Raw genomic sequence first — 17,665 nt, 5'->3', positions numbered from 1 at the left:
GGGCTCAACCGTCGAGGTGGAACAGGCCGGCCGCGTTCGTGGCGAGCAGCAACCAGCGCAGATGCGGCTGCGGGTCGTGAAGGTGACAGGTCGCCTGCCGCGCCTCGGCCACCCGCCGGGCCGCCACGAGCATCCGCAGACCGGCGGCGTCGCAGAAGTCCACGCCGGCGACGTCGATGTGGATCTGCCGAACCGGGGCGCCCAGCCCGATCAGGTCCTGCACCTGGGTGAGATCGTAGAGCTGGGACTGCAGCGCCTCGGCGGACATCGCGTCCAGGCTGCCCTGCAGCGTGATCAGCAGCCGGTCCCCGTCACGGGCGCCGGCGATCCGGGTGGCGCCCGCGCTCACGCGCGGACCCCTTCTCCGCACCCACTCCCACTCGCGCCGGTGGCGGGTGTCGTCGCATCGCCGGTCATGCTGGCACCTCCGGGCGGGACCGGACGATCGCCCAGACCAGTTTGCCGCTGCGGGCCGGCAGCGCGCCCCACGAAGAGGCCGCGGCGCCGACGATCCGCAGGCCGAGCCCCCGGTCCACCAGTGACGGGCCGAGCGGCCCGGGCACCGGCTCGCGCAGCCGGGGCAGGTCGGAGTCCCCGTCGTAGACGGCCAGGTGCACGGCGGAGGCCGTCCCCGCACCGCGCGGGGAGACCGTCACCTCGATGTCGGTGCCGGCGTGTTCGGCGGCGTTCACCACCAGTTCGGAGACGACGAGCCGGGAACGTTCCCCCAGGTGCCGCAGGTCCCAGCCGGAGCAGGCCTCGGTGACCAGTGCCCGGGCCTGCACCGCACTGGCCGGATCCGGCGGGAGCACCAGGTGCAGCCGGCCGGGCAGCGTCCGGCACCCGGCGAGCGCGTCACGGGCCTGCGGGACGGTCGCGTACAGCACCAGCCAGTCGCGGCCCCCGAGCCTGCGCAGGCGACCCGCCAGCGGATCATCCGGGGCGAGACAGACCGCCACGGCGACCGGCGGGTGCATGGCGGCACCCTGCGCGCAGGCGGTGAGCCAGAGCGGCGCGCTGACCGCGTGCGGGTCACTCAACTCGTGCAGGTCGATGATCAGGGCGGTGGGGTGTTCGGCGAGACACTTGTCGACGACGGTGCGCGCCTGGACGGAGAGCGTCCTGTCCCACACGCCCCAGACAGTGAACTCGATGACCGAGGTGTCCGCGTCGATGACCGCCAGCACCGACTCCGATCTCGTGTCACCGGACCATCCGATCAGATGCGGTGAGCCCGCGCTCATGTCCTTCCTCCGGCCGACGCAATCAGCGATATCAATCACTGCCGTCGCAATTCTTGATTTTTCCGGAAGATCTCGTCAACGGAGATTCACCATCCGCCACGATCACCGCCCCGGACCGGGGCCGTTCCGAGACCTCACACCGGTTGACCACCTGGCCCGACAGTCCGAGCCTGGGCCGTACCGAGACCTCACACCGGCTGACCACCTGGCCCGACAGTCCGAACCGGGGCCGTTCCGAGACCTCACACCGGCGTCGCGACGCGACACGGATGGGCGGCGAGCCCGCGACGTCGTTGTCGCGAGCCCGAACACCACTCATGTTCCTTCCCCCGGCGACGGCCCGTAAACGCATGCCGCCGCGGAAGAGCCCTACTGGCCGCCCTGCAACGCCAGCACACCCCGGTTGACCGCTGTCACCGCCTTGCGGGCCGTCGCCTTGACGCTCGGCGACGCGGCCGACGCCTCCCGGATCTGGCCCAGCAGGTCGAGCACCTGCCGCGCCCAGCGCACGAAGTCACCGGCGGGCATGTCCGTGTCGTGCTGGTTGCCGCTGGCCAGCACCTTGGCCAGCGGTTCACCCCGGGCCCAGCGGAACATCGGCCACACGAAACCGGGGTCGGGTTCCCGGGTCAGCGACAGCCCGTGCTCCGCCTCGTCGGCGGCGATCTCCCCCCAGAGCTTGGCGCAGGAATCCACCGCAGCGGTGATCGGGCCCTTCGGCACGGAGGCCCGGTCCTCCCCCTCGCGGCGCGACTCGTAGAGCACCATCGACACCGCGGCGGCCAACTCGTCCGGGGCCAGACCGTCCCAGACACCCTGCCGCAGGCACTCGGCGATCAGCAGGTCGGCCTCGGACCAGATCCGGCCGAGCATCCGGCCGTCCTCGGTGACCTCACCGTCGGAGGAGAGATAGCCCCGGGCGGTCAGCACCGCGCACACCTGGTCGAAGGTGCGGGCCAGCGAGCCGGTGCGGCCGGCCACCTTGTCACGCAGCGCGTCGGTGTCCCGCGACAGGCGGTGCCGGCGCTCGGCGAAGCGGGCGTGGTCCTCCCGCTCCGGGCAGGCGTGGCACGGGTGCTGCCGCATCCGCACCTTGAGCAGGGCCACCTCGGCGTCCTCACCGGGGTTGCCCTTGCTGCGGCCGGACCGCCGGCGGTCCGGGTGCCGGTCCAGTCCGGTCGCGGACACCTGCGCGGCCAGGTCACGGCGGGACGCGGGCGAGCGGGGGTTGAAACTCTTCGGCACCCGCAGATGCGCCAGCACCTCGGCGGCACCCCCGAAGTCGCCCGGCCCGATCCGGCCGGCCCACCGGTCCTGGGTCAGCACCAGCGGCCGCGGCTCACCGAACCCGCCGGTCGCCGGCTCGACCACCACGGCCAGGCCGGCCCGGCGGCCCTGCGGCACCCGGATCACGTCACCGGCACGCAGCCGTTCCAGCGACGAGACCGCCGCCGACCGGCGCTGCTGCACGCCCTGGCGGGACAGCGACTTCTCCCGGTCGGCGATGGCGACCCGGATCGCGAAATACTCGTCGAAGTCGCCGTGGTGGCAGGCGCCGTCCGACCCATACGTCTCCATGGTCTCGACGTTGCGCTGCACCTGCCGCGCCAGACCGACCACCGACCGGTCCGCCTGGAACTGCGCGAAGCTGGACTCCAGCAGCTCCCGGGACTTGTCCGCACCGACCGTGCCGACCAGGTTCACCGCCATGTTGTACGACGGACGAAACGACGACCGCAGCGGGAACGTGCGCGTGGAGGCGAGGCCGGCCACCTGCCGCGGGTCGATGTCCGGGCTCCAGAGGACCACGGCGTGACCCTCGACGTCGATGCCGCGGCGCCCGGCCCGGCCGGTCAGCTGGGTGTACTCCCCCGGGGTCAGGTCGACGTGCGCCTCACCGTTGAACTTGACCAGCCGTTCGAGCACGACGCAGCGGGCCGGCATGTTGATGCCCAGCGCCAGGGTCTCGGTGGCGAAGACCGCCTTGACCAGGCCCCGCACGAAACACTCCTCGACCGCCTCCTTGAAGGCGGGAAGCATGCCGGCATGGTGGGCGGCGACCCCGCGCTCCAGCCCGTCGAGCCACTCCCAGTAGCCCAGCACGGAGAGGTCCTCAGCCGGGATGTTCGCCACCTTGGCCGACACGATGCGCCGGATCTCGGCCCGCTCGTCGGCATCGGTCAGCCGCAGGCCGGCCGCCAGGCACTGCTGCACCGCGGCGGCGCACCCCGCCCGGCTGAAGATGAACAGGATCGCCGGCAGCAGGCCGGCGCGTTCCAGCCGGTCGACGACCTCGGCCCGGGGTGGCGGCTGCCAGCGGCGGGTCCGGTTGCCGCCCCGCCCGTTCCACCCGCCGGACCGGTCGGTCAGCTCCAGCCGCCGGTCCATCTCCCGGGTGTAGCGCAGCAGCTCCGGGTGCACGTCGTGTTTCTTCGCCGCGTCGGCGTCGTGGAACAGGTCGAACATCCGGCGGCCGACCAGCATGTGCTGCCACAGCGGCACCGGCCGGTGCTCGCTGACCACCACCTCGGTCTCGCCGCGGACGGTGACCAGCCAGTCGGCGAACTCCTCGTAGTTGCTCACCGTCGCGGACAGTGAGACCAGCGTCACCGAGGAGGGCAGGTGGATGATCACCTCTTCCCAGACGGCGCCACGGAACCGGTCGGCGAGGTAGTGCACCTCGTCCATCACCACATACGCCAGGTTGCGCAGCTGCTCGGAGCCGGAGTAGAGCATGTTGCGCAGCACCTCGGTGGTCATCACCACCACCGGGGCATCGCCGTTGATCGTGTTGTCGCCGGTCAGCAGACCGACCTTGTCCGCACCGTACCGAGCCACCAGATCGTGGTATTTCTGATTGGACAGCGCCTTGATCGGGGTGGTGTAGAAGCACTTGCGTGCCCCGTCGCGCAGCGCCAGATGCACCGCGAACTCACCCACCACGGTCTTGCCGGCGCCCGTCGGCGCACACACCAGGACCCCGTTGCCGCGCTCCAGGACCTCACAGGCCTCACGCTGGAAATCGTCCAGGTCGAAGCCCACGTCGAGCATGAAGTCCTCGAGGGCCGGGAAGGCCGCGACCCGCGCCGCCCGCCGCTGTGATTCCGCATATCGTTCGGCGGGACTAGTCATGACCACCAGGCTAGTTCGTGGATATGACAATTTGCGACACGGTATGTGGCCGTCGGGTCGCTCCGGCGGCCTCGGTAAGGTGCACGGCGTGCCGGATGTCAACGAGAAGACCGATCACCCACCACATACCGTACGACCGGTGGAGGCGGTGCTCTTCGACTTCCACGGCACGCTGGCCCAGGTGGAAGACCCGGTCAGCTGGGTTCTGGCGGCCGCCGCCACCTGCGGGACCACCCTCGACCGGGGCAAGGCGACGATCCTCGCCGACCGGCTGCTGACCGCCGGGCGCGCCGGCGGTCCCCTGCCGCACCGGGTGCCGCCGCACCTCGCCGAGGACTGGGCCGACCGCGATCTGTACGCGCACAGCCACCGCGCCGCCTACACCGGTCTGGCCGCGACCGTGCACACCGACGTGGCCGGTCTCGCCGACGCGCTGTACGACCGGTTGCTCGTCCCGGCGGGCTGGCTGCCCTACCCGGACACCGAGCCGACCCTGCGACGCCTGCACGCCGGTGGCGTCAAGGTCGGCGTGGTCAGCAACATCGGTTTCGACATCCGTCCCCTGTTCGCGGCGTGGGGGCTGGACGGGCTGGTCGACGCGTACGCCCTCAGTTACGAGGTGGGACGCACCAAACCCGATCCGGCGATCTTCCTGCGCGCCTGCGGCATGCTGGGCGCCGACCCGGAACGCACCCTGATGGTCGGTGACAGCCCGGCCGACGCGGGCGCGGTGGCGGCGGGCTGTGCCGCCCTGGTCCTGCCGGCTGCCGAGCCGGGCCGCACCAACGGCCTGGGCGCCACGCTGGCGCTGGCCGGCTTCGCGGGCTGAACGAGCCGAGCGGGCTGACGGGCTGACGGGTCCGGTTCGTCGGCTGAACAGGGCCGGGTCAGCGGATTCGCCACTCCTCTAGGCACGTTTCGTGGTCAGGGTGCGAAACCCATCCGCGTGGTGACTTCGGGCGCGCTGGACGCCCCAATTCACCACACCCCTGGTGGTGTGGTGAATACGGGCGCGCTGGACGCCCGAAATCACCACGCTGTTGTGGGTGTGGTGTTTTCGGGCGTGCTGAGCGCCCCAATTCACCACACCACCACAGGTGTGACGACTTCGGGCGCCCAGCGCGCCCGAAAACACCACACCCACCACAGGTGTGACGACTTCGGGCGCCCAGTGCGCCTGAAGTCAACACGCGGACGGGCTTCGCACCGTGACCACGGCGCGTGTCTAGATGTACTTGTCGACCATGGTGCCCTGACGGCCGGGCCGGCTCGTCCGAGGCGGGGCCAGTGGTTCCTTCGGTTCGGACTGGACCTCCGGTGCGGTCGTCGCGGCCGCCGCCATCGCCCTGAAGGCGTGACGGGCGTTGCCGAGGATCGACGACGCCATCGAGCTGAACGACGGCGTGCTGCTGTTGATCGGGCTCATCGACATGCCACCACGATCGGCCCGCGACGAAGAATCTGACCCCGCGCACCGCCCGGCAACCGTATTGCACCCGAACCGCAATTGACCTGCGGAAAGCACATCGCGGTGCCGGTCTCCCCCACAGGGGTTCGACCGGCACCGCGATGGGTGCCCTCGTCACCGACCGTCAGGTCATGTCATGTCGTCGTAGCGGCGCTCCAGCGACTGCGGCTTGTCCACCGGGGCGGGCGCCTCGACCGCTGTCGGGGCCTCCACCGGGTCGGACGCGCCGACCGGCACGCGTTCCTCCGCGAGCGGCGAGACCGCGTCGTCGTCCAGTCCCGCGTAGATCTCCTTGCCACGTCCCATGCGCTTGTCGTAGATGAAGGCGACACCGACGGCAATGAAGTACAGCAACGAGATACACGCTGCCAGCAGCGTCATGCCGAAGGGGCCGGGGTCGGGAGTGGCGATCGCCGCAAACGCGAACGCCAGAAAGACCACCGCACGCCACCAGCTGAGCAGCCGAGGGGCGCTAACCACCCCAGTGAAGTTCAGCATAAGCAACAGGAGCGGGAACTCGAAGGCCGCGCCGAACAGCAACAGCATGTTCATCACGAAGCCGACGTAGGACGTGACCTCGAGTTTGGTCGGCTCCCCGATGACACCGGCCTCCATGATGAAGGCCAGGCTGTGGCCGATCACGAAGTAGGCGAGGACGGCGCCACCGAGGAACAACGGCGTCGCGAGGGCGACGAAGACGTAGGCCCATTTGCGCTCGTGACGGTGCAGGCCGGGCGCGACGAAGGCCCAGAGCTGGTAGAGCCAGACCGGTGCCGCCACGATCAGGCCCACCCAGAGCGCGATCTTCAGTCGCAGCATGAGCTGGTCGGTCACCGCGAGCGTGATGAACTCACAACTCCCGGTGGAGTCGCTGGTAGAGCTCGGCAGATCGCAGTACGGCGCTTTCAAGATCTCGAAGGTCCACTTCGAGATGATGAAGCCGACGATCAGGCCGACGACGACCGCCGCCGAGGCGATGAACAGGCGGTTACGCAGCTCCCGGACATGCTCGATGAGCGTCATGGAGCCGTCGGCGGCCTGCTCGAACTTCGAGGGTCCCTTTGATTTGGGGCGCAGGCTCAGTGCCATCGACTCGGGTCAGCGGTCGTTGGTGCGCTGCACCGGGTCGACGAACGGCTGCGGGGCGGGCTGCGCCTGCTGGTAGCCGGCCGGCGGCGGGGTCTGCTGGTAGCCCTGCGGCTGCTGGTAGCCCGCGGGCGGCGTCTGCTGGTAGCCGGGCTGCTGCTGGTAGGGCTGGTGCACCTCACCCTGCAGCGGTGTGCGCCCGTGCTGCGCGTCCGCTTTCTCCGCGAGGTTGGGGTCGGCACTGTTGTTGTCGTCGACGAGACCCTTGGTCTCCGCCTTGATGATCCGCAGCGAGCGTCCGAGGGAACGCGCCGCGTCCGGCAGTCGCTTCGCGCCGAACAGCAGCACGAGCACGACGACGAGAACGATGATGTGCCATGGCTTGAGGGCGCCCATGGGATGACTCCAGTCGGTCGGATCAGGTGGCCGGTCCATCGTACGTGTGGATTCCGTCGATGATGCCCACCGGATGGCCCGGGTTTCTTACGATCTCGCTAAGTGTCTGCTGTCAAACGGGGTTTCTCCCACTGTTCATCGTCCCAGCCCCGCCTGGATCGTGGCGACCTTCTCCTGCATGCGTTCGGCCCGCTCCTGCACCTGCAGGACGGTCCGCTGCAGCTTCTCGGCGCCGGCCTGCAGCACCATCGCCTCTTCCTGGCGGCGCTGCAGCTTGACTGCAGCACGGCGCAACTCGGACAACCGGCCCAACAGGCGCAGACCGCACCAGACCAGGATGAACAGCGCGATCACTCCGACGGCGATCCAGACCCACATCAGCACCCGGTAACCCTAGCGCCTGTCCCGCCCGAGGGCCGGGAGCGAGGCGTGGTCCCGGTGCCCGGCTAACCCGCGGAGTACTGGTCCAGCGCGGTGGCGGCCTGCGCCCGGATGCGTTCCACCAGCTCCGGCGGTCCCAGCACGGTCACGTCCGGTCCGAGACCGGCCAGGAAACGCTGCGCCCAGCCCAGGTCGGTGACCCGCATGGTGACCCGCCACTCGCCGGTCTCCCGGGTGACCTCCTCCACCGGGTAGTACTCGGTGATCCAGCGCCCGCCGCGCCCCACCCGCAGGGTGACCAGCGGCAGGTCCGGGCCGGGCCGGAAGACGCCGCCGGTGACGTCGTGCGGCACCGCCTCGACCGGCGGGGCGGACGGTTCGGGCAACTCGGTGAACCCGTCGATCCGGTCGATCCGGAACAGCCGGGTCCCCTCGGCCCGCCGGCACCACGCCTCCAGGTAGGCGAACCCGCCGACCATCAGCATCCGCATCGGGTCGACCACCCGTTCGCTGGTCTCGTCCCGGGCGGCCGTGTAGTAGGTCAGGCGCAACGCGTTCCCGGAGTCGACCGCCGCACGGACCGCGGCCAGCTTCTTCTGGTTGGCCGGCAGCCGCACCGCGACCGGGGCGGTGGCCAGGTCACCGGCCGCGCTCTCGATCTTGGCGAGGGCGCGTTCGATCGCGTCCCGGGTGCCGATGCCGGGCGTCTCGGCGAGCATCCGCAACGCCACGATCAGCGCCAGCGCCTCGTCCGGGTTGAGCCGCAACGGCTTGTCCATGCCGGCGTCGTGACTGATCGTCACCCGGTCGCCGTCCAGTGCCATGTCGATCAGGTCACCCGGGCCGTATCCCGGCAGGCCGCAGACCCAGAGCAGCTCCAGGTCCTCGCGCAGCTGACGCTCGGTCACCCCGAGGTCGGCGGCCGCCTCGGACACCAGGATCCCCGGGCGGGCCAGCAGGTAGGGCACCAGGTTGAGCAGCCGGCCGAGACGGTCGGCCGAGGTGCGGGGCGTGGTCGCGCGCTGCTGCGGGGTCATCGGGACACCGCCGTGACCTCGTGCCGGGACACCAGTTCCTTGAGGTGCTGGATCACCGCGGTCCGCAACTCGGGCGGGCCCTCCGCGCGGGCGTCCGGGCCGTACCCGGCGATCCGTGAGGCCAGCCACTCGGCGTCGCCGTACAGGATGGTCAACCGGTCGCCGTCCGGGGTGGCCACCGACTCGGCCGCCAGGCGCCGCAGACCGGCCGCCCGGCCGGGCCGGACCGTCACCGTGGCACGGCCGGTGCGGGCGACCGGACCGGAGAGATGCGCGACGTGACTGATCAGATCGGTGTCCCCCGGCGGGGTGAACGCGTCCGGCTGCCCGGTGGCCCGGACGTCGCCGACGATGCGGGACAGCCGGAAGCAGCGGGTGGCGGCGCGGTCCTTGTCGTGACCCACCACATACCACCGGCCGCGCCAGCAGACCACGCCCCACGGCTCCAGGCGGCGGGTGGTCGGCTCGTCGACCTCGGGCACGCGGTACTTGAACGTGACGGCCCGGCGCTGGCGGGCCGCGGCGGTCAGCGGGCCGAACGACGGGTCGACGGTGACGACCGGCTCGACACCGAGCGTGGCCTGCGGGTCCACCTCGACCCCGGCGGCCCGCAGCTTGGCCAGACCCGACGAGGCGGCGGCGGCCAGGCCGGCGTGCTGCCAGAGACGTGCGGCGATGCCCACGGCGGCGGCCTCGTCCGGCTCCAGCAGGATGTCGGGCAGGGCATACTCCCGCGGGGCGATGCGGTAACCCGGCTCCTGGTCGAAGATGCTCGCCGTGCCGGTCTCCAGCGGCACCCCGAGCTCGCGGAGCTCCGCCTTGTCCCGCTCGAACTTGCGCTGGAACGCCTCGTGGTCCCGCGGGTCCTCAGGGTCGTGCTCGTAACCGGGCACGGTCAGCGCGATCTGCGCGGCGGTCAGGAACCGGCGCGTGGACAGCAGGCAGATCACCAGGTTAACCAGGCGCTCCGTACGAGTGCGCGACACCGCGCAACCCTAGCAACCCGCAAGTCGGGACGGTTATCCGTGATGGCCAGGGGGAAATGATGGCACCCGTGACCGACGCAGCCGCCCCCACCCCCTCGGGCCCCGAGTCGGAGAGCATGGGCACCGTCCTGCTCGCCGGCGCCGCCAACCTCGTGATCGCCGTGGCGAAGCTGGTGGCCGGGCTCGCCTCCGGATCGGCGGCGATGCTCTCCGAGGCGGCGCACTCGGTCGCCGACACGGTCACCGAGGTCTTCCTCTACGTCGCCCTGCGGCGCGGCGCCCGGCCCGCCGACGAGGAACATCCCTTCGGGTACGGCAAGGAGAGTTACGTCTGGGCGTTCATCGCCGCCCTGTTCACCTTCGTCGGCGGTGCCGGATTCTCGATCTATCACGGCGTCGACACCATCCTCGAGGGCGAGGCCAGCGGCGATTATCTCGCGTCGTACGTCGTGCTGGCCGTGGCGTTCGCGGCCGAGGGCGTCTCGTTCCTCAAGGCCCGCCGTCAGGTGCTCGGCGCGTCCCGGCGGTGGAACACCACGCCGCGGCGCTTCCTGCGGCTCACCTCGGACACCACCGTCAAAGCCGTCTACTTCGAGGACTCGGCCGCTCTGATCGGCCTGGTCCTGGCCGCCGGCGGGCTGGGCCTGGCGCAGCTCACCGGCTCCGAGCTGTGGGACGGCGTGGCGTCCATCCTGATCGGCCTGCTCCTGCTGGTGGTCGCCACCGTGCTGGCCCGCAGCAACATGTCCCTGCTGGTCGGCCGGGCGGTGCCGCGCCGCGTCCACCGGCAGATCGCCGCCGACCTGGCCGCCGTCGACGTCGTCACCGCCGTACCGACCCTGTTCACGATGCAGATCGGGCCCGGCGACATCCTGGTCGCGGCGAAGGTCGACTTCGCCGACGACGCGACCGGCGCGGCCATCGAGGAGGCCTCCGACGAGGCCGAACGCCGTCTTCGCGAACGCTTCCCGGAGATCCGGTACGTGTTCCTCGACCCGACCCGGGGACGGCCCGGACACACCCACACCGAGGGCGGCCTCCCGGTGTGACCCTGTGTAGGGTCGCCGCATGGTGCGATGGCGGGCCGGGACGGTCCTTGCGGTGCGGCGTTCCTGGCGCGGCGCGGTCGAACTCGACGTGGAGACCACCGGCGGGCCGCTGCGTGCGCTCGCCTACCCGTCGCTGACCGGCGCTCCGGAGGCCGGCGACCGGGTCCTGCTCAACGTCGGTGCGCTCGTCATGGGCCTCGGCACCGGCGGGTACGCCCTGGTCGTGGCCCTGCCCGACCGGTTGCCGGCGGACCCTGCCGACGACGGTGCGACCCGCGACCACGGCCACCTGGTCAAGGCCCGTTACACCCCGCTGCAGCCGATCCTGCTGGGCGTGGACGAGGAGGCCTCCCCGCACCGGGAGACGATGGCCACGGCCGACACGATCGACGGCATGCCGGTGGTCACCGCCGACCTGCACTCGGCGTTGCCGGCGATCCTGGCCGGGGTGCACGCCGACCGGCCGGACGCCCGGGTCGCCTACCTGATGACCGACGGCGGTGCCCTGCCGGCCTGGTTCTCCCGCACCCTCGACGGCCTGCGTGGCCATCTCGCCGGCACGGTCACCACCGGGCAGGCGTTCGGCGGTGACCTGGAGGCGAGCACGGTGCACACCGGTCTGCTCGCCGCTCGGCACGTGCTGCGGGCCGATGTCACGATCGTCGCGCAGGGGCCGGGGAATCTGGGGACCGGCACCACCTGGGGGTTCTCCGGGGTGGCCCTGGGCGAGGCGATCAACGCGGTGGCGGTGCTCGGCGGGCGGCCGGTCGGGTCGCTGCGGATCTCCGACGGGGACGGGCGTGACCGGCACCGCGGGGTGTCGCACCACAGTCTGACGGCTTACGGCCGGGTGGCGCTGGCCGCTGCCGACCTGCCTGTCCCCGACGGGCTCGAGCCGGCTCTGGCGGCTGTGGTGGACGCGGCTCTCGTTCCGCTGGCGGCTCGGCACCGGATCGTCCGGGTCTCGTCCGACGGGTTGGACCCGGCTCTGCGGGCCTGTCCGGTGCCGTTGTCGACCATGGGCCGCAAGCTGGATCAGGACCACGGCTATTTCCTGGCCGCTGCCGCCGCTGGGCGGCATGCCGCATCCCTGCTCTGAGGCTGCGTCGTCTCGCCTTCGGGCGGCGACCATTCACGCAGGTAGCCCGAAGGGCCCTCGGCGGGAGCGACGGTCTGTACCCACCACCCGGCTACGACATGAATTTGATCTTGCGCTGGGAAACGCCTATCGGGACGTGATGATCAGATAGAGCCAGCCGAGCACCAGGGCAGCCAAGAGCGACACATAGACCCACGTCGGGATCTTGTGGTTGCCGGCGCGGTCTCGCTTGATCTGTTGGTAGATGCGCTCGCGGCGACGCTCGACGCGGCCCCAGCGGACCTCCTGCTCGGAGCGCTCGGGGGGTTCGGGGGGCAGGTCAGGCCGGCCGGGCATGGCATTCATAACCCGGCCAGCTTAGCTCGTGTTTCGTAAGGGATGGCTGGGCTGCGGCGTGGCCCAGCCGCCGTCTGGCCGCACGTCGCGAACACCCGGATACAACCCCGGTATCCGGGCGCCCGCGCCGCACACCCAGACGACACCTGGACCTCGCCTCGCTCCTGCCCCCCTTACGAAACACGAGCTGACGTGCCGTCACATGCTGGCGATCAGCCGTTCGACCCGCTCGTCGTAGGCGCGGAACGGGTCCTTGCAGAGAACGGTGCGCTGCGCCTGGTCGTTGAGCTTGAGATGCACCCAGTCGACGGTGAAGTCGCGGCGCTTCTCCTGGGCGTGTTTGATGAACTCGCCGCGGAGGCGGGCGCGCGTGGTCTGCGGCGGCGTCTCCTTGGCCTCGAAGATCTGCAGGTCGTTGGCGATGCGGTCGACCTGGTTGCGCTTCTCCATCAGGGCGTAGAGTCCCCGGCCGCGACGGACGTCGTGGTAGGCCAGGTCGAGCTGCGCGATCCGCGGGTGGGACATCGGGATGTCGTGTTTGGCCTGGTAGCGCTCGATCAGCTTGTATTTCGAGACCCAGTCGATCTCGCGGCTGACGCTGTCGAGGTTGCCGGTCTCGACGGCGTTGAGGACGCGGCCCCACAGCTCGACGACGCGCTTGGCGACCGGATCGCCACCACGGCGCTCGACGAACTCGGTGGCCTTGGCCAGGTATTCCTGCTGGATCTCCAGGGCGGAGACCTCTTTGTTGTTGGCCAGGCGGATCTTGCGGCGGCCGGTGATGTCGTGGCTGACCTCACGGATCGCGCGGATCGGGTTTTCCAAGGTCAGGTCGCGCATCACCACGCCGGCCTCGATCATGCGGAGCACGATGTCGGCGGCGCCCACCTTGAGCAGGGTGGTGACCTCGTTCATGTTGGAGTCGCCGACGATCACGTGCAGGCGGCGGTAACGCTCCGCGTCGGCGTGTGGCTCGTCGCGGGTGTTGATGATCGGGCGGCTGCGCGTCGTCGCGCTGGAGACGCCCTCCCAGATGTGCTCGGCGCGCTGGGACAGGCAGAAGACCGCGCCGCGCGGGGTCTGCAACACCTTGCCCGCGCCGCAGATCAGTTGGCGGGTGACCAGGAACGGGATGAGCACGTCGGCGAGACGGCCGAACTCGCCGTGCCGCGAGACCAGGTAGTTCTCGTGGCAGCCGTAGGAGTTGCCGGCCGAGTCGGTGTTGTTCTTGAACAGGTAGATCTCACCGGCGATGCCCTCGTCGTGCAGACGCTTCTCCGCGTCGACCAGAAGGCCCTCCAGGATGCGCTCACCGGCACGGTCGTGAGCGACCAGGTCGGTGACGGAATCGCATTCGGGAGTCGCGTACTCAGGGTGGGAACCGACGTCGAGGTAGAGGCGGGCGCCGTTGCGGAGGAACACGTTGCTGCTGCGTCCCCAGGAGACCACTCGGCGGAACAGGTAGCGGGCCACCTCGTCCGGAGACAGCCGCCGCTGCCCCCGATAGGTGCACGTGACTCCGTACTCGGTCTCGAGGCCGAAAATTCGCCGTTCCATGAAGAAACACTACTAGCTACTTCAGCCTCAGCGGGACCCACAAGCCACGCTTTCCCGGGAGACCGGGCGCGCTTCTCGCGCTTTTCTCTGGGTACGCGTGAAAGAACGCCCGTTCGCCGCCGGGGAGTTCCGGGGCCGAACGGGCGTTCTTCCGTGCTCGTCTACTCGGACTTCGTCTCGTCCGCCTCCGGGGCGGCCGACACCGTCGGCTTTCCCTCGGACGGCGCGGGCGGCGCCGAGTCCACATCGCCGAGCTCGGCCTCCGGCACCGACTCGTGCCCGAGCAGAGTGGTCAGCGTGGAGTCCGCGAGCCGGCGGAACGCGCGGCCCGGCCGGCGCCGGTCGATGACCGCCACCTCGAGCTGCTTGGCCGTGAGCGTGCGGGCCTGGCCGTTCTCTCCGCCGACGCTGCCCAGCGCCTCGGCGGCCAGGACCAGGGCGGTCTGCAGGTCAGCCGCGGTGTCGTGGCGTTCCTTGAGGACGGCGGCGATCGCCTCGGCCTGCCCGCCCATCGCCATGAAGCCGGGCTCGTCCAGGGCCGAACCGTCGTACATGATGCGGTACAGCTCGTCCTGCTCCGGCGTGGCGCCGACCTGCGCGATGCAGATCTCCACCTCGTACGGCTTCTGGGTCTCCGAGAAGATCGAGCCGAGCGTCTGGGTGTACGCGTTCGCCAGCGCCCGCGCGGTCACGTCCCGCCGGTCGTAGCTGAGGCCGAGCATGTCCGCCATCCGCACACCGGCACGGCGCAGGCTCTCGAACTCGTTGTACCGCCCGACCGCCGCGAACGCGATCTTGTCGTAGATCTCGCTGATCTTGCGGAGGGTGGTGATGTTCTCGGCGACCAGCAGAATGCCGCCCTCGTAGGAAAGCACCACAGCCGACCGGCCGCGGGCGATGCCCTTACGGGCGTACTCCGAGCGGTCGCGCTGAACCTGCTCGGGTGATGCGTAGAACTGCATGGCCACGGGTGGCTACTCCTTCTCCAGCGCCGTGCGGATCAACCGCCCGGGTTCTCCGCACGTCCCGACACGACCTGTTCGGCGACCGCCGCGGTCTCCGCGTCGGTCAGCCGGTGCGTCCCGGCCGACGTCGCGGTCATCACCACCGGGTAGATCTTGCGAATCACATCCGGCCCACCGGTGGCCGTGTCGTCGTCAGCGGCGTCGTAGAGCGCCTCCAGCGCCAGCCGGATCGCGTCGTCGGTCCCGACGCCGGCCCGGTAGCGCTTCTTCAGCGCGGACTTGGCGAACAGCGAACCGGAACCGATCGCCTCGTAGCCGGTCTCCTCGTAGAGGCCGCCGGCCACGTCGAAGCTGAAGATCCGGCCGGGAGCGGTGCCCTCGGCGGGTGCCAGGTCGAACCCGGCGAACAGCGGCACCACCGCGAGACCCTGCATGGCGGCGCCGAGGTTGCCGCGGACCATGGCCGCGAGCCGGTTCGCCTTGCCGTCGAGCGAGAGCATGGCGCCCTCGATCTTCTCGTAGTGCTCGAGCTCGACCTGGAACAGGCGGATCAGCTCGATGCCGATGCCGGCGGTGCCCGCGATGCCGATCAGTGAGTACGAGTCGGCGGGGTGCACCTTCTTGATGTCCCGGCTGGCGATCAGATTGCCCATGGTCGCCCGGCGGTCACCGGCCATCACCACGCCCTCGGCCGTCGCGATGGCCACGATCGTGGTCCCGTGCGGCGCGATGTCGGCGGAGAGGCCCGGCGGGAGGGGGCGCCGGCCCGGCAGCAGCTCCGGCGCGGCCTGGCTCAGGAACTGCGTGAAGGAGGACGTCCCCGCGTTGGTGAAGAAATCCGGTAGACGCCCGGATGGATCAAAGCCCGTCGCCACGTGGTTCCTTTCTCAGGTACGTATCGCATCGGCGAGAAAACCCACCGTGCAGTTGAAGCACAATATCCCGCGCGCCGATGCCGTGCGGTGAACATCATCGACGTGTTGCGAGGCATTTCCCGCGTTCGATCGAAGCGGGAGCAGCACCGGACGCTGCCCGGCCCCGAGGGCGGGCAGCGTCCGGTGAACTATGTCAACTAAATCGGACAAAAGGCGTCACTGGCCGCCTTTTTGCACATATCCACGCACGAACTCTTCGGCGTTCTCCTCGAGGACGCTGTCGATCTCGTCGAGCAGATCGTCGACGTCCTCGGTGATCTCCGCATGCCGCTCGGCGACCTCGGGATTGGCCTCGACGGTGACGTCCTCGATCTCCTGGTCGCTGTGTCCCTTGCTGGACTGCGACTGACCACCGGTGTCTCGGGTTGCCATTGGATGTCCCCCTTCTCAGCCACCCGAAGTAACCGCAACATCGGGTTGGGAAAAACCTACCTCGCGCCTGTGACGAAACGCATTACCGGCTCGTGATCACCTCGAGGAGATCCTTCGCGCTCTCACACGTGTCGAACAGGGCACCGACATGCTTGCGGGTGCCTCGTTCCGGTTCCATCATCGGCACCCGGACGAGGGACTCCCGGCCGACGTCGAAGATCACCGAGTCCCAGCTGGCGGCGACCACTTCGGACGCGTACTGCGCGAGGCAGCGGCCCCGGAAGTAGGCCCGGGTGTCCTCCGGCGGCTCGTACATCGCGCGCTGGGTGTCGTCCGGCTCCAGCAGCGTCTTCATCGAGCCACGGGCCACCAGGCGGTGGTAGAGGCCCTTCTCCGGGCGGACGTCGGCGTACTGCAGGTCGACCAGCTGGAGTTTCGGCGAACTCCAGCCGAGGTTCTCCCGCTCGCGGTAGCCCTCCAGCAGCCGCAGCTTGGCGACCCAGTCGAGGCTGTCGGAGCAGAGCATCGGGTCGCGGCCGAGCTTGTCGAGCACGTCCTCCCAGCGGTCGAGCACGTCCGCGGTCTGCTCGTCGGCGTCCGCGCCGTAACGCTCGTCGACGAACTGCCGGGCCCGCTCGTAGTAGGCCCACTGCAGGTCGAGCGCGGTCAGGCGGCGGCCGTCACGCAGCCGCATCAGGTGCTTGAGCGTCGGGTCGTGGCTGACCGCCTTGAGCTCGCTGACCGGGTCGGCGATGCCCAACTCGCCGGTGAACACCTTCTCCTCGATCATGTTGAGCACCAGCGCGGTGGTGCCCATCTTGAGGTAGGAGGCGATCTCGGACAGGTTGGCGTCCCCGATGATCACGTGGAGCCGGCGGTACTTGTCGGCGTCGGCGTGCGGCTCGTCGCGGGTGTTGATGATCGGCCGTTTGAGCGTGGTCTCCAGGCCCACCTCGACCTCGAAGAAGTCGGCACGCGAGGAGAGCTGGAAGCCCGCGCCGGAGCCGTCCTGCCCTAGACCGACCCGGCCGACGCCGCAGAACAGCTGGCGGGTGACGAAGAACGGGGTCAGGTGGGCGACGATGTCGGCGAACGGGGTCTGCCGGCGCATCAGGTAGTTCTCGTGAGAGCCGTAGGAGGCGCCCTTGTTGTCGGTGTTGTTCTTGTAGAGCTGGATCCGGTGGGCGCCCGGGATCGTGGCGGCGCGGCGGGACGCCTCGGCCATCACCCGTTCACCGGCCTTGTCCCACTTGACCACGTCGAGCGGGTTGGTGCACTCCGGAGTGCTGTATTCCGGGTGGGCGTGGTCGACGTAGAGCCGCGCCCCGTTGGTCAGGATGACGTTGGCGAGACCGAGATCCTCGTCGGCGAGGGCCTCGGCCGGGTCGTAGGCGGCACCGGAGTAGGTGAATCCACGGGCGTCGCGCAGCGGCGACTCCTCCTCGTAGTCCCAGCGTGCGCGCCCGCCGCGGTTGAGCTCGGGGCGTGCGCCGTAGGCGTTGACCACCTGGGAGGACGTGACCATCGGGTTGGCGCCGGGCTGGCCGGGCACGGAGATGCCGTACTCGACCTCTGTTCCCATAATCCGTCGAACGCTCATGCGACCACCCTGTTCTTTAGGA

18 protein-coding genes are annotated in these 17,665 nt (G+C 70.0%); 3 read left to right on the top strand and 15 right to left on the bottom strand.

The window, feature by feature from the left end; all coding sequences use genetic code 11:
• Nucleotides 1-4: 4 nt before the first annotated feature.
• From QSK32_RS02615 to QSK32_RS02605, 3 genes are all read right to left on the bottom strand, one after another.
• On the bottom strand, nt 5-349 hold the full coding sequence (locus QSK32_RS02615) for an STAS domain-containing protein (protein ID WP_045742949.1): 345 nt from the start codon (nt 347-349) through the stop codon (nt 5-7).
• 64 nt (nt 350-413) lie between these two features.
• Nucleotides 414-1,244, bottom strand: coding sequence for an ATP-binding protein (locus QSK32_RS02610; protein ID WP_285471099.1), 831 nt, complete (start codon nt 1,242-1,244; stop codon nt 414-416).
• A gap of 369 nt (nt 1,245-1,613) precedes the next feature.
• Complete coding sequence (locus tag QSK32_RS02605; RefSeq protein ID WP_045742951.1) at nt 1,614-4,376, bottom strand: DEAD/DEAH box helicase; 2,763 nt, start codon at nt 4,374-4,376, stop codon at nt 1,614-1,616.
• Between the two features lie 79 nt (nt 4,377-4,455).
• Between QSK32_RS02605 and QSK32_RS02600 the strand changes: the two genes are divergently transcribed.
• Nucleotides 4,456-5,205: an HAD family hydrolase gene (locus tag QSK32_RS02600; RefSeq protein WP_502872503.1), complete on the top strand. Its 750-nt coding sequence runs from the start codon at nt 4,456-4,458 to the stop codon at nt 5,203-5,205.
• A 396-nt stretch (nt 5,206-5,601) separates the two neighbouring features.
• On the opposite strand, the gene QSK32_RS02595 is transcribed toward QSK32_RS02600, so the two are convergent.
• The 6 genes from QSK32_RS02595 to QSK32_RS02570 form a co-directional block, all read right to left on the bottom strand.
• A complete protein-coding gene (locus tag QSK32_RS02595; RefSeq protein ID WP_045742952.1) occupies nt 5,602-5,808 on the bottom strand; it encodes a hypothetical protein in 207 nt (68 codons plus the stop codon).
• A gap of 165 nt (nt 5,809-5,973) precedes the next feature.
• Nucleotides 5,974-6,933, bottom strand: coding sequence for a twin-arginine translocase subunit TatC (gene tatC, locus QSK32_RS02590; protein WP_285471097.1), 960 nt, complete (start codon nt 6,931-6,933; stop codon nt 5,974-5,976).
• A gap of 9 nt (nt 6,934-6,942) precedes the next feature.
• Nucleotides 6,943-7,326 carry a Sec-independent protein translocase subunit TatA gene (tatA, locus tag QSK32_RS02585; RefSeq protein WP_045742954.1) on the bottom strand — a complete coding sequence of 128 codons (384 nt, stop codon included), beginning with the start codon at nt 7,324-7,326 and terminating at the stop codon, nt 6,943-6,945.
• A 135-nt stretch (nt 7,327-7,461) separates the two neighbouring features.
• Nucleotides 7,462-7,704 (bottom strand): hypothetical protein, encoded by a 243-nt coding sequence (locus tag QSK32_RS02580; RefSeq protein WP_045742994.1) that lies wholly within the window; start codon nt 7,702-7,704, stop codon nt 7,462-7,464.
• A 68-nt stretch (nt 7,705-7,772) separates the two neighbouring features.
• Nucleotides 7,773-8,744, bottom strand: a complete 972-nt coding sequence (locus tag QSK32_RS02575) for a helix-turn-helix transcriptional regulator (protein ID WP_045742955.1) — start codon at nt 8,742-8,744, stop codon at nt 7,773-7,775.
• Nucleotides 8,741-9,730, bottom strand: a complete 990-nt coding sequence (locus QSK32_RS02570; protein ID WP_045742956.1) for a helix-turn-helix transcriptional regulator — start codon at nt 9,728-9,730, stop codon at nt 8,741-8,743. Before QSK32_RS02570 ends, QSK32_RS02575 begins: the two co-directional genes overlap by 4 nt.
• A 59-nt stretch (nt 9,731-9,789) precedes the next feature.
• Here QSK32_RS02570 and QSK32_RS02565 point away from each other — a divergent pair, with 59 nt between their 5' ends.
• Both QSK32_RS02565 and QSK32_RS02560 read left to right on the top strand, forming a co-directional pair.
• On the top strand, nt 9,790-10,779 hold the full coding sequence (locus tag QSK32_RS02565; RefSeq protein ID WP_045742995.1) for a cation diffusion facilitator family transporter: 990 nt from the start codon (nt 9,790-9,792) through the stop codon (nt 10,777-10,779).
• Between the two features lie 19 nt (nt 10,780-10,798).
• Nucleotides 10,799-11,878: a DUF3866 family protein gene (locus tag QSK32_RS02560; protein WP_045742957.1), complete on the top strand. Its 1,080-nt coding sequence runs from the start codon at nt 10,799-10,801 to the stop codon at nt 11,876-11,878.
• Nucleotides 11,879-12,004: 126 nt separating this feature from the next.
• Here QSK32_RS02560 and QSK32_RS02555 read toward each other — a convergent pair whose 3' ends face one another.
• From QSK32_RS02555 to dop, 6 genes are all read right to left on the bottom strand, one after another.
• Nucleotides 12,005-12,223, bottom strand: coding sequence for a hypothetical protein (locus tag QSK32_RS02555; RefSeq protein WP_245673982.1), 219 nt, complete (start codon nt 12,221-12,223; stop codon nt 12,005-12,007).
• Nucleotides 12,224-12,412: 189 nt separating this feature from the next.
• Nucleotides 12,413-13,771 (bottom strand): Pup--protein ligase, encoded by a 1,359-nt coding sequence (gene pafA / locus QSK32_RS02550; protein WP_045742958.1) that lies wholly within the window; start codon nt 13,769-13,771, stop codon nt 12,413-12,415.
• A gap of 161 nt (nt 13,772-13,932) precedes the next feature.
• The gene (gene prcA / locus QSK32_RS02545) at nt 13,933-14,739 is read right to left on the bottom strand and encodes a proteasome subunit alpha (protein ID WP_045742959.1); all 807 of its coding nucleotides are present in this window, start codon (nt 14,737-14,739) and stop codon (nt 13,933-13,935) included.
• Between the two features lie 32 nt (nt 14,740-14,771).
• The gene (prcB, locus tag QSK32_RS02540; RefSeq protein WP_045742960.1) at nt 14,772-15,611 is read right to left on the bottom strand and encodes a proteasome subunit beta; all 840 of its coding nucleotides are present in this window, start codon (nt 15,609-15,611) and stop codon (nt 14,772-14,774) included.
• 216 nt (nt 15,612-15,827) lie between these two features.
• Nucleotides 15,828-16,043 (bottom strand): ubiquitin-like protein Pup, encoded by a 216-nt coding sequence (locus QSK32_RS02535; RefSeq protein WP_045742961.1) that lies wholly within the window; start codon nt 16,041-16,043, stop codon nt 15,828-15,830.
• 82 nt (nt 16,044-16,125) lie between these two features.
• Nucleotides 16,126-17,643: a depupylase/deamidase Dop gene (gene dop, locus QSK32_RS02530; protein WP_045742962.1), complete on the bottom strand. Its 1,518-nt coding sequence runs from the start codon at nt 17,641-17,643 to the stop codon at nt 16,126-16,128.
• Nucleotides 17,644-17,665: the final 22 nt, after the last annotated feature.

It is taken from the genome of Actinoplanes sp. NBRC 101535 (assembly GCF_030269225.1).
GTDB classification, from domain to species: Bacteria; Actinomycetota; Actinomycetes; order Mycobacteriales; family Micromonosporaceae; genus Actinoplanes; species Actinoplanes rectilineatus.
This window is presented reverse-complemented; position numbering and strand designations above follow the sequence as displayed.